Below are 14462 nucleotides of genomic sequence, written 5' to 3'. Positions count from 1 at the left end.
CATGCTATGCAAAGAACCCATCTCATAGCTTCGCCATCCTATTTAGCTTTTGTTTTTCCACTCTTCTTCCTTTCCTGATAGTCGATTCCGAGCGGAACCCAAGTTTCCACAGGTTGGAAATCCGTGTTGTATTCTTCGCCGGCATGGCTCTTTTCCGCAGACGCCAGGAAGGCAAGAATCTCCTTCCGCATCTCCACCACTTTTTCAGGATAGCGGGACGCTACATTATTGGCCTCTGTCTTGTCGGTGGTCAGATCAAACAACAGATCGTTTGACGTATCATCCGCCGACTCAATGATCAGTTTATATTTCCCCTTCACCAACCACGCCTGTTTGTGATGGCGGAACGGAATGGATTTATCGTGCACCTTCTTTTCACCCTTCAGGATCGGCAGGATGTTTTCTCCGTCGCGAATCCGGTCTTCCGGCAGCTTGGCCCCCACATAGCTTCCAATGGTTGGTAGATAATCGAGCACGGACATAGGGACATCGATCACAGAGCCCGGTTGGGTCACGCCCGGCCAGTACGCGAGTCCCGGCACGCGGACGCCGCCTTCATGAATCGTGCGCTTGCCTCCGGTGAATCCGCCAGAAGATCCAGCAACCCGCCCCTTCTGCTTCATGTATTCTTCGCGGGTTTTAACTTTGTTGCCCACCGGGCCGTTATCGCTGGTAAACAACAGGACGGTATCGTCGGCGATACCCAATCGTTCGAGTTCTTCCCGCAAACGGCCGACCTGATCATCCACCCCGGAAATACAGCCCAGATAATGCGCGGCTTCGCCGAAGCCTTCATAGCGGGCCAGATGCTCCGGCCCCGCTTCCACATCTTTATGCGGTGCGTTAAACCAGATTACAGATAAAAACGGCGTGTCGCTTTTTGCCGCTTCCTGAATGAACGGAATCGCTCGATCCATGATGATACGGGAAGTATCTCCATTCAGATTCTCTGTCGTCACCTTTCCGTTTTCATAATAGGGATTATCCTTTGCCTGCCGGCCTTCGGTCGGCTCCCACGTTTTAACGGCCACTTCCATGACAAACGAACGGTCATAGTCGCGCTCCCACGGCGGCGCAAAGTTTTTTTTCGGCATGCGCCCTTTCCCTTTAGGCGACGTTTCGGGATTAAGCGTGCCCATGTGCCATTTGCCGAAATGACCAGTGGTGTAGCCCTTCTGTTTCAGCATTTTGGCCAGCGTAAACTCTTCTTTAGGCAGGTGCCCTTTGTTGGCACTCCAAATGCCCATACGCCAGTAATGGCGTCCAGTTACAAACGAAGTGCGTGTCGGCGAACACACCGGACCGATCGAATAAAAGTGCGTCAGGTTAACACCATCCGTTGCCAGTTTGTCCAGATGCGGCGTCAGCACCGTGTCGTTGCCGTTAAACCCGACATCCCCGTAGCCAAGGTCGTCGCACATCATCAGAACGAAGTTGGGCCGGGTATTTTCCGCGCAGGCCGAAACAGCCCCCAGCAGCGCTAATGCAAACCATCCGCTCCTGTTCATAATGATCACTTGTCCTTCTTCGGTTTTTTTCCTGAAGAGTCCTTTTGCACCCGTCCAGAATAGGCCTTTACCAGATCCTTTTTGGCATCCCACAACAGCGAACGGCCAAAGACCTTCCCGAACGCATCATAATTGTGGTTCGGAACAAATGAGGAGGAAATCGCAGCCAGTTCGACGTCATAAGCCTTCTGCATTTTCGCCAACACATCCGCGTTTTCGGGATTGCCCGCCACGTTCTTCATTTCGATGCGATCCTTCGCCAGGTGGAACAGTTCGTCGGTCGTTTTCATGCCCTTGTCTTCGGAGTACCAATGGATATATTTCCACTCCGGTGTAACAATCGCCATCGACTGGCAGGAGGCCGGACCCCAAAAATTAAACAGCGGCAACGCATCGCGCACCCGCGCCGACGGATTGCTCAGCAGCGGCAGAAGGTCCTTCCCGTCGAGCTCTTCCGGCGCCGCAACGCCGGACAAGGCAAAAATCGTGGCGGCCATATCGACGTTCGCAGTTACAGCCTCGCTTACCAGTCCCGCCTGCGTTTCCGGCTGACGCGGATCGTAGATAATCAGCGGCGACTTGGACCCTTCCTCGTACGGAAGCACCTTTCCACCAAACCCGTGCGAACCGCTGTTGTAGCCGTTGTCGGATGTGAAAATGATCACGGTGTTTTCCGCCACCCCTTCACGTTCCAGCCCCTCTCGGATCATTCCAACGGCGGCATCGACGCCCGTGATCAGCGCATAATATTTGCGGACGGTTTCATCATAATTGTTCACCCAATCCCGATAAATCTTTGCCTGCCGGCCGGTCTGGGACTGCGGCGAAAGGTGCGCGGCGTTGTCCACACCGAAGTTGGCCGGGCGCTTGAAGATCTTGACCGACTCATAGAGTTTCAGATCGATCGGGTCCGGTGTGAACGGCATATGCGGAGCCTTGAAGCTGACGCTCATGCAGAACGGTTTTCCGCTCGCCTTCGCGGTTTTAATGAAATCCTGTCCCCACGCACCGCAAGCGCGAGAAGCATGCGGATACTGTTCCGCATACCGGGCATAGCGTTTGTTTTTCGCGGTATTGTACGAGGTTTGTGATGGCCCGCCGGCAAACACATCGAATTCCTGGTCGAACACATCAAAATCTTCATCCTGGATTTCGAACCCGATCTTTCCCACGAAACCTGTAAAGTATCCCGCTTTGCGCAACCGCGCCGTGTAGGAGGCTTCAAATATCCGCCGTTCCAAATCGCCGTGCCCGAAATTGCAGCCATGACGGTATTCGTAAAGCCCCGTCATTACACAGGCTCGGCTGGCCATGCAGATTGAAGTCGTGTTGTAGTGGTTTAAAAACCGCACGCCATCCCGCGCCAGCTGATCGAGGTTCGGTGTAATAATCTCCTTGTTGCCGTAGCATCCCATCGCACCGATAGTCTGATCGTCGGAAAAGAGAAAAACAATATTCGGGCGCTCTGCCGCCATCGCACCCGATCCAATCGCAAGAATTAACAACAAGCTTTTTAGTCTGAACATACTATTTTTCTCTCCGCGGTTACCTATTAAATTTCTTCCGGCATCCACTCCGGAATGCCCTTTTCCATTTTCTGTTTGTTGTAGAGAATTTCCATGGGCGCATCGCCCTCCCATGTATTGTTCTGATTGATCATGTACGGCAGCATGGCATCGAACCATTCAAAGTGGGACTTGCTTAGACGCTCCACAACCTCCGGATGCAGGGCGGCAACATCCGCTTCTTCATACGGATCTTTTTCGAGGTCGTAGAGCTCCCGTCCGACCAGACGCCAGCGATCCGTGCGCACCGACCACATTTTATCGGCCGCTTTTTGCGGATCTTTACCCAGGTTTCCGCGGTGCGTCTGCAAGATGCGCGGCTCCCATTCAGCTTGCGGATTTTCCAGCAGCGGAAGCAGCGAGCGGCCTTCGAGTTGCTGACCGACGGCAGACACATCGGCACCGGTCAGTTCGCAAAAGGTTTTGTAGAGATCGACCTGTGCCGTAAGCGCGGCAATATCCCCGTCCTCCTTCAGACGGCCTTTCCATTGCCAGAACATCGGCACATGCACCCCGCCCTCATACGGAGTGCCCTTGCCGGTCTTATGTCCTGCTTTAAATTTCGGATCGAGGCCTTTGTGCGGCGCACCGTTATCGGTGGTAAAAATCACAATCGTGTTGTCGAGCATGCCCCACTCTTCGAGCCTGGCCATCATGACGCCAAAGTTGTCATCGATGTTCTCGATCATGCCCCAGCGCTTGTTGGACTTTACCATGCCGCGATCGAGCTGGCGTTGCAGGTTTTCTTCCGGTGCAATCAGAGGCGAGTGCGGGGTGTTGGTGGAGATATAGGCAAAGAACGGTTTCTTTTTTGCATGCAAGTCTCTCATCCAGGCCAGCGCAGCATGGAAAAAGATGTCTGTGCAATAGCCTTTGGTCTGCACAATTGTATCGTTATGCAGCAAAACCGGATCGAAATAGCAGTCTTTCCTGCGTTCCACATTGGGTGGAAAATCGGCATAGCTTGTTACTTCAACCCCTTCTTCACGCTGACCGATTCCACCGGCTCCGTGCATCAACACTTCCGAAAACCCACGGTTCTGCGGCAGATACGCATCGATATCGCCGAGATGCCACTTACCGAACAATCCCGTTTCATAACCTGATCTCTGAAGCAGCTGCGGGAAGGTGGTCAGATCCAGAGCCATCCGCTCACACTCTGCATGCGTCGCCGTGACGGCCGCGCGAAACTCGTGCACCCCGCTCATAATGGCCGCGCGCGTCGGCGCGCAGTTCGGACTCACATAGTAGTTTCTGAACCGCAACGCCTTCTGCGCAAACGTGTCAATGTGCGGTGTCTGGATTTCATAGTGTCCCATATACGACAGGTTCATGCCCTGGTCATCGGTCATTACAAAAATGATATTGGGGCGGGAATCTTTCAGCGGCTTCCCCTGAACAGAGAAGCCCAACAGAAGAACCGCAACAATTGATAATGTTGATTTCATAGCATGATCCTGACTGGTTACTTCTGTTTCTTAGCTTTCAACAGCTTCATTTTCGACTTCGGAAGCGTCAGTTCGGGAGGCGCAACACCGCCTGAATTGGCCACCACATCATCAGGAACATCATATTGTTCGATCAAGTTGGCGAGTTCCTTTTTCAGCCGTTCGATCTGTGCCTTGTTTTCCGGATGGTTGTAGATGTTGTTCATTTCGGTCGGATCGTTCTGCAGGTCGTAGAGTTCAAACTCCTCGCCGTTCGGCACGTGGGTTCCGTAAAATCGGATCAGCTTCCAGCGACCGTCAAACACGCCTTCGTGACGACGAACACAGTGGGCGCCGCCGTGACTGCCATACTGGTAGTAGTGATAATAAAGCGACTTGCGCCAATCGTCCGGCGTCTCCCCTTTTAGCAGCGGCACAATACTTTCGCCGTGTACCTCTTCCGGCGCTTTCACGCCCGCCAGATCAAGAAAGGTGCTGGCAAAGTCAATGTTCTGAACCAAGTCGCTGTTGACCGAGCCCGCTTTGATTTTGCCCGGCCACCAGGCAAGCAACGGCGTCCGGAACGACTCCTCGTACATGAAGCGCTTGTCGAACCAGCCGTGTTCGCCCATGTAGAAGCCCTGATCGGACGAATACATGACGATGGTGTTTTTATCGAGGCCCATCGCCTTCAGCTCATCCATCATGCGCCCCACGTTCACATCCACACTCCAAACGCAGCGCAGATAGTCTTTGAGATACTGTTGGTATTTCCACTTCACCAGCTCCTTGCCGGTTGGCTGATGTTGCGCAAACCACTCATTACGCACTTTATATCTGGGATCATTGGCATAGCGCTCACTGACTTTTAAGTCCGTCGGCATTTCCATGTGCCGGTCAACTTCCATGGCCTGCCCACTTGCCGCGACTCCGCGCGTGGAATAGTCATCGAACAGGTTATCGGGTTCGGGGATAAAGACGTCCTCGTACAGATCCTTGTACTCTTCCTTGATTTTCCATTTCCGGTGCGGCGCCTTATGGTGGACCATCAGCATAAACGGCTTATTCGGGTCGCGATCGTTTTTCAGCCAGTTCACCGCTTTATCGGTGATTACATCGGAAACATAACCCTTTTCCCGGATTTCACCTTGGTCGCTGGTAATGAAGCGCGGATCATCGTAGTCACCCTGCCCCGGCAGCACGGCCCAGTAGTCAAAGCCCTGCCATGGTCCATTCATATGCATTTTGCCAATCAGTGCGGTTGCGTAGCCGGCCTTTTGAAGGTCTTTCTGGAACTGCCACTGGTCATGGTTGAAATTTTTACTGTTCGCGAGAATGCCGTTTGCGTGGCTGTGCTTGCCGGTCAGCATCGTGGCACGGCTCGGACAACAAATGGAGTTGCCGACATAGCAGCGGTCGAACCGCATCCCCTCGCGCGCCAGCTTGTCCAGATTCGGCGTTGGGTTCAACGAAGCCAGCCGCCCTCCGTATGCACCGATGGTTTGATAAGAATGGTCATCCGAAAAAAACCAAACGATATTCGGTCTTTTTTCAGCAACAGCGTGCTGTACAAATATTCCAGTCAGGGCATAGCCCAGCAGCAGGTTCAACAAGGTTTTGCTCATTTTAATTTCCCTCATTATTTAAGATACGGTTTAAGTTTTTCAAGCTGCGCCCAAGTCACACCTTCCAGGAGCGGATCGTTCGATTGCTGAGCACCGGCCGTACTGCGTCCTTTCTGAATGATTGCTGCGAGCTCCTGCATCAGAGATGTAACCACTTCCGGGTATTCTGCAGAAAGGTTTGTGGACTCAATCTGATCCTTTTCCATATCAAAGAGAAGGATATCGGCACTGTTAATGACCGGATTATTTTTCTCCTTTGGATTCTGTCTGCGCGAGCCGCCCTTGTTATCTAACATGAGCTTCCACTTGCCGCGTCGTACAGCAAAGAAGCCTTTGTCGGAATGATGCACGATCATGCGGTCATTCTGCCCGGGAATCGCCTGTCCTTTCAATGCAGGCAGAAAGCTGACACTGTCCTCACCTGCCTGGTCCGGAAGTTTCCGATCAGACAGGTCGGCGCAAGTGGCCAACAGGTCCGTTAAACAAATTGCCTGGGTTTCCACCACTCCGGCCTTAACCTCATTGGGCCACTGAACGACAAACGGAACCCGATGTCCGCCTTCCCAAATGGTTCCCTTCAGTCCGCGGTAGATCCAACTCGAATAATGCCCCTTCGCCTGCATATCCTTCACCTTGGCCCCCGGCGACGTTCCATTATCCGTCGTAAAGACAACCATGGTGTTGTCCGCAATCCCAAGCTCCGCGAGTGTTTTCAGCACTTCGCCAACCGCCCAGTCCGTTTCCATGCAAAAATCGCCATGTGGATTGAGACCGCTTTTCCCCTTGAATTCATCACGAGGAACAATCGGTCCATGCGGCGAATTCAACGGCATATAAACAAAGAAAGGTTGATTCGCATTTTGGCGGATCCAATCGCAGGTTTTATGTGTGATTGTTGAAAGCACCTCATCCTGGGCAAAACCTTTTGCTACCCAGCCGGGACGCACGGGAACCAGCCCTAGCTGTTTTAATTCCTCATGGCTTTCGGTCAGCACGAGTTCACCCTGAACGAACCTCCCGTCAATAAATGCGTACGGATTCATATCGAGCGATGCCGCAATGCCGAAATAATCATCAAATCCCACATCCTGCGGCCCGCTTATGAGCGGCTTTGAAAAATCAGTATACTTTCCGCCGGTACGTCCACCCGGGCCTTCTTTGCTGGTCCACTGAATGCCCAGATGCCATTTCCCGATACAGGCGGTTTTATAGCCCTGTTTCTTTAAAAAAGAAGCGACTGTTTCGCGCGACGGATCGATAAGCGGAGCGCTGTAACTGTTAAGCACTCCCTGTTTTAAATGAGTACGCCAGGCATAGCGGCCTGTCATGATGCCATACCGGGTCGGAGTACAGACAGATGACCCGGTATGCGCATCCATGAACTTCATGCCCGCGCGGGCCATTCCGTCAATATTCGGGGTGGGAATTTTACCCTCGGGATTATAGGTGGAGACATCACCAATCCCCATGTCATCAGCTAGAATATAAACAATATTCGGACGCTCTGCCGCAATGGATTTTAAGCATATGCCGGACAGCACGCAACCCATCAGAATAAACACAAGCAGTTTGTTTCGGTTCATACGATTTCCTCTATTATGATTCACTTCTTTCCAATGGTTGGAACGGATGCCTACCGGACTTCCAAACGGTGGCAACTTGCGTCCGCCCTTTTCTCTGCAACGCGTTTTCCCTTCTTGGCCTTTTCCCGCATTTTTTGTCTTCGTTGCTGCTTTTGCCGCGGGATTTTTCTCTCTGGAGCCCGGCGAAGACATTCTTGCTTCATGCCCATCACCCTAGCTTTTCTTTTTTTTCTTTTTGGCGGCCTGCGGACGCGGCACGGTTTTGATTCCCGTTGGCGGATCTTCAAACAGCTTTTTGAAGCGCTTCGGAACCTCTGCGCTCAGGGTCTCTTCGAACGTCACTTCAGGACGGAAAAAAGCTTGATCCTTGTAGCCGATATTCTTCAGCCCCCAGTACGACGGGTAGAACTGCCCGAAGCTGTCGATCCAGTTGACCACGGCAACAAATTCGGCCTGACTGAGCTTCACATCCTTATGGGCCTTCGCCAGCTTCGGCGCAATGTTTTCAACGTCTGGAAAACGCGGCGTTACCCGCCCATTGCTCAGCACCGAAACCAACGGAGCAGTGTGCGAGCCGGAGTGATAGGATTCGCGATATGAAATGTCGCTGGTCGCCACTTCCCGCGTACTCTGATATTCCCCGACCAATGCATTCTTTCCTTTGCTCTTAGTCGACATCAGGTTTTCATAGGAGGTCACAAACATACGCGTAATTTCGTCGCTGAGGTCCAGGCCGCCCTTTGGCTTATCCCCACTGTGACACGATACGCAATGCTTGTTCCAAACGGGCTGAACCTGTGTCATATAGTCGATTACCTTTTCAGGGCGGTCGTCGCCCGGCTGCGGCTGCGCTTCCGACGGAGCACGGCGGAGCGCCAAGGGCGAAGCAAAGGCCGCGGCGGGCGCCGGCGCCATGTCCGGCGTTTCGTGGCAACCAATGCAGCTGCGCCTTTCGCCGGGCATGTAGTTGATAAAAGTGCGTTCGGTCTGGACCATCATATGGTTTTCATCCAAAGCTTGGAAATAGATGTTGCGGACCGCAGGCACCTTGAAGTAGGCGGAGCCATCCTCCTCAACGGGGACAACGCCCCACTGAACCTTGATGCCGACGTGCCCCGAGCCAACGGCCGTGTGCGCGGAACCTTCAACGTCGCCTTGCCATCGGGTGCGCGCCGCCCACGGACGGCCGACCTGCTCCATGATGCGCAAATACTTGATGGTGCCGCGCTCCACGCCCGGCATCCCGACATAGACATCGGCCACAATGCATTCCGCCATGTTTTCCGCAGCCAACCGTGGATCAAGCGAGGGCGCGGCGGTGGACGGCTTTTCACGGGCAACGAGCGGAAGCGGATGCCAGCAGGAGATTTCCGATGTTTGGAAAAGCGGCATGGTTTCGCCATCGGCGTTGAGCAGATAGAGGTCATACGCATTCGGATCGTTCCATTTGAACCCCTTGGGCTTGTGAGAAACAATGAACAGTTTATCGCTGACCGGGTACGGATCCTTGAACAGGCGGCCGGGAATCCCGGTATCGTCTTCCACCCACTCGCCATCCACCAGGAAAGAAAACCCTTTGTGGTCCGGCGCATCGACATCCTTTGTGATGTAGCTCAACGGCTCGCGGGTTCGGATATTCTTTTCCGTATCGATCATGACCACTGAACCGATTGCATTGTTCGGGCCGGTATGGCTGCTCACCAACGCCAGGAACTTGTTGGCCCGGCCCGGAACCGACCGTCCGTAGATCAACGTGTCGGGCTGAGTCAGCGTATTGCCGTAGATCTCCACCGAACCGGTTCCGTTCGGATGCATGGCCCAGAGGCATTTCGCATTGCCCGAAGCCTTGTCGTTGTATTCCCAGCGGTGGTAGAGAATGCGGCCGTCCGGCATCATCACGGGGGCGGCCTCGCTCACCACATTGTTGCTCAGTTTCCGAAGATTGGAACCGTCGGCCTCCATCCGATACATCACCTTGGTGGTAAAGGCGTCGGGTTTATTGCATAGGATGCCCTGTTGCACGCGGGTTGAAACAAAGGCGACTCCGCCATCCGGAAGATAGCACGGATGCATATCGTCGGTGCCGTGGTGATAATTTTTCGAGCCGTAGAGTTCAACCAGCCGGGCTTCATCCGCCGCATCGAACGTAAGCTGATGGAGGTCTGTCCCATCCACGTTCACCTCATAGATACGGTAGCCGGTTTTCTTGCTCTTTTTATAGTCGAAAACAATCTTCTTCGCGTCGTACGAGACATCGAACCGGTTGAACACGCCTCCGTTCAGCTCAGGAACCACCTCGCGAACGGCACCGGTTTTCAAATCCAGCACGCAGATATTTCCGCCGGGCAGCCAGGAACTGTTTACATATTCCGTATAATAGTGGTTTCCATCCAACGTCTTGCGTTTGATAAATACCAACCGATCTATCCCCTGCTCCATCAGCAACTTCGCCGCATCCGGATTAAACGCATTGCCCAACTCCGGCACCTGTGCATGCGTACTGTAAATAAGCCATGCCACTGCTGCAAAAAGAACTTTCGACCTCATAATTCCCCAATACCTGTTTATTCTATATACAGTGGAAATACGCTAGACGAAACAGATGCCCGCCAAATTGTGACGTTCAGCGTTCTCCCTGACGCAGCCGTTCCCTGCGTTGCTCTTCGTTCAGGCCATGCCCAAAGAGATATTCTGCATCATGCATCCCGGGACGTGCTTTCATCTTCGGGTCGTCCACATCAAGACTTAGGTCGCAATCAAACCGAACCAACATACGGCTTTTTATATTCTCCCTCGGGTAGGTAAAGCTCAGTCCCCAGGTTATTCCCCGCCCATAATCGGCATTGGTGAAAGCGTCGGGCACAAAGGGGCCCGCGGCGTGCGGTATCAGAGCAACTGTCGCAGCAATATTAAAATTCACCCCGTCTTCTGCATATTGAATGGTAGATCGTTCATTGCCATCCGCAATAGCGAAAGCGGCAATGCCTTCTTTAAAAGGAAACAAGGTTGTTTCGTGCCCAGAATTCATGATCGGGTTTAACGGGTGCTTTACAAATGGCCCCAAAGGATTATCGGCAGTTGCCAATCCATGCATCCGTATGAAATCGGCATGGCTGGTGCCGCCAAAGTCACATTTGTAGTACAAGTGGATCTTATCCCTGTAAACCAATAGATAGGGATCATGGATACAATGATGATCCCATTCGCCTTCAGCCCCCCTCGGAACGATGATTTCATTATGCGAAGTCCAAGGGCCATCAGGAGCATCAGCAGTTGAGACCATCACGGGGCTTTGTTTATGCTTCCCGCTTTCATCACCGAAGGCCTGATAGTAGAGATAATATTTTCCTTCCCACTCCAGAATGTCGGGCGTAAGGACAGAGAACCATCCCGGAAGCGGCTGGACTGGACGGGAAACAGCAACGCCCTGCTCTTCCCATGTAAATCCATCCTTTGATGTCGCGTGCCAAATATCGCAGTTGTTACACCCGTTCTGCGGTTTTGCAGACTTCCGGCATGTATACCAAACGTGGAACACGCCATCCGCAAAAATTACTTTGGTCGGATCACGCCGAATAATGGTTCCATCGTGGTTGTTATAATCGAGACCTTTTAATTCGGTGTATCTGAATTGGGAATACAGCTCATTGATTTCAGGGCGCTCCCCATTATAGGTCTCATAGTAACGCTCCAGCGCCGCACTGAGTTCCATGTCCGGTTTTTCCTTCGGCGGATAAAACGGAAAAACGGGTTGAGATTTACAACCCCCCAAAACAGTGAGTAAGAAAAGCGGAAGTAATGCAAAGAGTAGAAGTTTACCTCTCATGATTACATATACTCTTTCAATGCATCGATCTGATGCCAGGTTTCACCGGGCCATGGAGCATCGTTCACTCCCTTCGGGCCGGGTGTGCTGCGGCCATTGCTGATTACCATCGCCAACTCTTTTTTCAGCGCTTCCGCCATTTCGGGGTACTGTTGGATCAGGTTAACGGTTTCGCCGGGGTCCTTATCCATATCAAACAGCAGCGTGGGTGTTGCATCTTTGATCGGCTCCTGCTTTTTCATCGCTCCTTCGCCTTTCCCCTGGGTGTAGTCCATGATCAGCTTCCACTTCCCTTTACGTGCCGCGTAGAAACCAAGGGAGTCGTGATGAACGATCAGCCGGTCTTTCTCGCCGGGGATCGCTTCGCCCTTCATGGCTGGGAGGAAGCTGACACTGTCTTCGCCGGCCTTGTCCGCCAGCTTTTGGCCGCTCAATTCAGCGAGAGTCGCGATCAGATCGGTGGTGCAAATCAGCTGTTTATCAACCGAACCGGCTTTGATCCCCTCCGGCCAGCGGACGACAAAAGGCATGCGGTGTCCGCCTTCAAAAATCGACCGCTTCGCTCCGCGATAGATCCAGCTGGAATAGTGGCCCAGCTTTTGCATTTCACCGATTCCTGCACCGCCGTTGGTTCCGTTATCGGAGGTGAAGATTACGATCGTATTCTCGGCCAGCCCCAACCGATCCAGCGTCTTCAATACTTCGCCGACCGCCCAGTCGGTTTCGATGCAAAAATCGCCGTGCGGGCCGATGCCGCTTTTTCCCTGAAACTCCGGACGGGGACAGATTGGATTGTGCGGCGAGGTTAGCGTCATGCAGACAAAAAACGGATCTTCTTTATGAGCCGTAATCCATTCATCGGTTTTTGCCGCCAAATCCTTCAGCACATTTTCATTTTTGAATCCCTTGGCCACCCAGCCCGGGCGTCCGGTCGGGAAACCAAGTTTTTTCATCTCGTCGCTTTTCTTGCCTCCTTGGGTCAGGAAAAGTTCACCCAGCAGCTGGTCGTTTTCCATGTAGGCGTGCGGATCGTGATCAAGGGAGGAAGTAAGCCCAAAATAATAATCGAAGCCCAGTGTGGTGGGACCGTTTTTAACAGGGATTTTCGGATTCTTCACATACTTGGCGGTCACGCGCTTGGCTTTCGCCGGCGCATCGTTTTCCCACGACATGCCGAGGTGCCATTTTCCGATCAGCGCCGTGGAATAGCCATCTTTCTTCATGAGAGAGGCTACTGTTTCGCGGCCCTGCTCAATGATCGGATCGGAATGGCCGCCCAGCACGCCCTCTTTCAGCCAGGTACGCCAGGAATAGCGCCCCGTCATGATGCCGTAACGCGTCGGAGTGCAGACACTCGAGCTCGTGTGGGCATCCATAAACTGCATGCCTTCACGCGCCATGCGGTCGATGTTCGGGGTTTTAAACTTTCCATCGGCGTTGTAGCACGAGACATCGCCCGGCCCCATATCGTCGGCCAAGATATAAACAATGTTGGGCTGTTGCGCTCCAAGCACCGCAGTCGCAACTAAAACCAGTCCGCTCATGATTTGATGTATTTTCATATGAGTATTACCCTATTTTAAATTCAGCTTTGCTTTTCGACCCTTGGGCGGGTTTTCCTTTAACCTGATGATTTGCCACCACTGCGCGTCAACGCGGTCTTCGTCAATGACGGTGCTTTTCCAGCCTTCTGGAAACCCTTCCATCGTGACGTTTTCAAAAATCACGTCATAGGCATCGCCGGAACGATCAATGACTGCGGCGACACTCGGTCCCATATGACAGCTTCCCCAGTCCGTGCCGGTCTTTTCGTGCGAGATTTTATTCCAGTATGCTTCCGGAATAAAATTGAGGTGCTTCCGGCCAACCGGCGATTTTTCACCGTAAATACAACGGATATTCTTCACCGTTGTTCCGGCTCCAAAGGTGCCCGGCGTATAGGCCGGATCATCCTTCAGTTGACTCTTGACAAAAGCCGGCCCCATATCGATGGCGAAGCCGCAGCTCTTAGCGGTTACATTCTCAATCTTTGCCACTCCGTTCTTGGCAAAGTGTGGACCGAAGATCATCGCAGCGATGCCGTATTCGCAATAGATGTCCTTTCCGGTGATCTCATGCACGCCGCCGTAATGTCCGCCCGCACCGGTTTCGAGGCGGAGCGAAACACCGCCGCCGTTGCACCAGAGATTTTCAAAATGGCAGTCGCGCCCGCCGTGCATCTGCACCAGCCCGTAGCCCGGACTGGTATCCATGATCTTCAGGTTCCGTATGAGTCCCGCAGTCGGGCGGTTTATCTTCCATTTATCGGAACCATCTTTTTTCGCGGGGCCGAACGTGAGGGCGGAATAGACCGTGTAGCTATCCTTGACGTAGACGTTTTCAATCAGGAAATTATTCACAATTTTTACGATAAACGCCCGTACACGCGCTTCGTATCCCCAGTCGGAATAATCTATAACAAAGTGGCCGCCAACACCTCGAACGCTGACGTTTTCAAGATAGTCCCCTTTCCGCTCGTCCGCAGTGCCCAGATAAAACAGCAGCCCCTTCTTCTTGCCTTTGCTTTCGCCAAAATAAGCAGGATCTTTCAGAGGTTTTAAGACGGTATTTTTTTCGATCAGAAGGTGAACATTGGATTTCAGGTTAACCGTTGAAAGAAGGTAGGTTCCTTTCGGAATAAAAAGCCTGCCCCCGCCATTAGCCGAGGTTTCATCAATGGCCTTCTGAACCAGCGCCCCCTGATCCGTTTTTGCATGGTCATCCACCAGACCAAAATCAGCCTGCAGGTTTTTGGTCAATCCGTTTGGATCCATGGTTTCGTGGTATGCGGCATATGAATTCATGCCCAACAAAAGAGCGGCCAGAACAATTAAACGTGTATGCATAGTTTTTCTCCCTGTCGTTTTAGTAAGACGAGCGCACAGACTG

General features: G+C 52.8%; 9 protein-coding genes. All 9 read right to left on the bottom strand.

What is annotated here, in order from left to right; all coding sequences use genetic code 11:
* Window positions 1-38 precede the first annotated feature (38 nt).
* Window positions 39-1508: a sulfatase family protein gene (locus tag SCARR_RS00630; RefSeq protein WP_136059611.1), complete on the bottom strand. Its 1470-nt coding sequence runs from the start codon at window positions 1506-1508 to the stop codon at window positions 39-41.
* Window positions 1509-1513: 5 nt separating this feature from the next.
* The gene (locus SCARR_RS00625; RefSeq protein WP_136059610.1) at window positions 1514-3034 is read right to left on the bottom strand and encodes a sulfatase family protein; all 1521 of its coding nucleotides are present in this window, start codon (window positions 3032-3034) and stop codon (window positions 1514-1516) included.
* Window positions 3035-3060: 26 nt separating this feature from the next.
* Complete coding sequence (locus tag SCARR_RS00620) at window positions 3061-4521, bottom strand: arylsulfatase (protein ID WP_136059609.1); 1461 nt, start codon at window positions 4519-4521, stop codon at window positions 3061-3063.
* 17 nt (window positions 4522-4538) lie between these two features.
* Complete coding sequence (locus SCARR_RS00615) at window positions 4539-6125, bottom strand: sulfatase family protein (protein WP_136059608.1); 1587 nt, start codon at window positions 6123-6125, stop codon at window positions 4539-4541.
* A gap of 14 nt (window positions 6126-6139) precedes the next feature.
* Window positions 6140-7708, bottom strand: a complete 1569-nt coding sequence (locus tag SCARR_RS00610) for a sulfatase family protein (RefSeq protein ID WP_222846113.1) — start codon at window positions 7706-7708, stop codon at window positions 6140-6142.
* Between the two features lie 213 nt (window positions 7709-7921).
* Window positions 7922-10255, bottom strand: a complete 2334-nt coding sequence (locus SCARR_RS00605; RefSeq protein WP_136059607.1) for an HzsA-related protein — start codon at window positions 10253-10255, stop codon at window positions 7922-7924.
* 76 nt (window positions 10256-10331) lie between these two features.
* A complete protein-coding gene (locus tag SCARR_RS00600; RefSeq protein WP_222846112.1) occupies window positions 10332-11420 on the bottom strand; it encodes a glycoside hydrolase family 117 protein in 1089 nt (362 codons plus the stop codon).
* A 116-nt stretch (window positions 11421-11536) separates the two neighbouring features.
* Complete coding sequence (locus SCARR_RS00595) at window positions 11537-13096, bottom strand: sulfatase family protein (RefSeq protein WP_136059605.1); 1560 nt, start codon at window positions 13094-13096, stop codon at window positions 11537-11539.
* Window positions 13097-13108: 12 nt separating this feature from the next.
* Window positions 13109-14419, bottom strand: coding sequence for a glycoside hydrolase family protein (locus SCARR_RS00590; protein WP_136059604.1), 1311 nt, complete (start codon window positions 14417-14419; stop codon window positions 13109-13111).
* Window positions 14420-14462 lie beyond the last annotated feature (43 nt).

The organism is Pontiella sulfatireligans, from assembly GCF_900890705.1.
Classification (GTDB): domain Bacteria; phylum Verrucomicrobiota; class Kiritimatiellia; order Kiritimatiellales; family Pontiellaceae; genus Pontiella; species Pontiella sulfatireligans.
Note: the sequence above shows the minus strand (reverse complement) of the source record. Positions and strands in the feature narration are given on the sequence as shown.

Excerpts from the sequence above, each read along its gene's own strand:
- SCARR_RS00605 (WP_136059607.1), bottom strand. The coding sequence starts at position 10,255 with ATGAGGTCGAAAGTTCTTTTTGCAGCAGTGGCATGGCTTATTTACAGT.
- SCARR_RS00610 (WP_222846113.1), bottom strand. The coding sequence starts at position 7,708 with ATGAACCGAAACAAACTGCTTGTGTTTATTCTGATGGGTTGCGTGCTG.
- SCARR_RS00595 (WP_136059605.1), bottom strand. The coding sequence starts at position 13,096 with ATGAAAATACATCAAATCATGAGCGGACTGGTTTTAGTTGCGACTGCG.
- SCARR_RS00625 (WP_136059610.1), bottom strand. The coding sequence starts at position 3,034 with ATGTTCAGACTAAAAAGCTTGTTGTTAATTCTTGCGATTGGATCGGGT.
- SCARR_RS00600 (WP_222846112.1), bottom strand. The coding sequence starts at position 11,420 with ATGGAACTCAGTGCGGCGCTGGAGCGTTACTATGAGACCTATAATGGG.
- SCARR_RS00620 (WP_136059609.1), bottom strand. The coding sequence starts at position 4,521 with ATGAAATCAACATTATCAATTGTTGCGGTTCTTCTGTTGGGCTTCTCT.
- SCARR_RS00630 (WP_136059611.1), bottom strand. The coding sequence starts at position 1,508 with ATGAACAGGAGCGGATGGTTTGCATTAGCGCTGCTGGGGGCTGTTTCG.
- SCARR_RS00590 (WP_136059604.1), bottom strand. The coding sequence starts at position 14,419 with ATGCATACACGTTTAATTGTTCTGGCCGCTCTTTTGTTGGGCATGAAT.
- SCARR_RS00615 (WP_136059608.1), bottom strand. The coding sequence starts at position 6,125 with ATGAGCAAAACCTTGTTGAACCTGCTGCTGGGCTATGCCCTGACTGGA.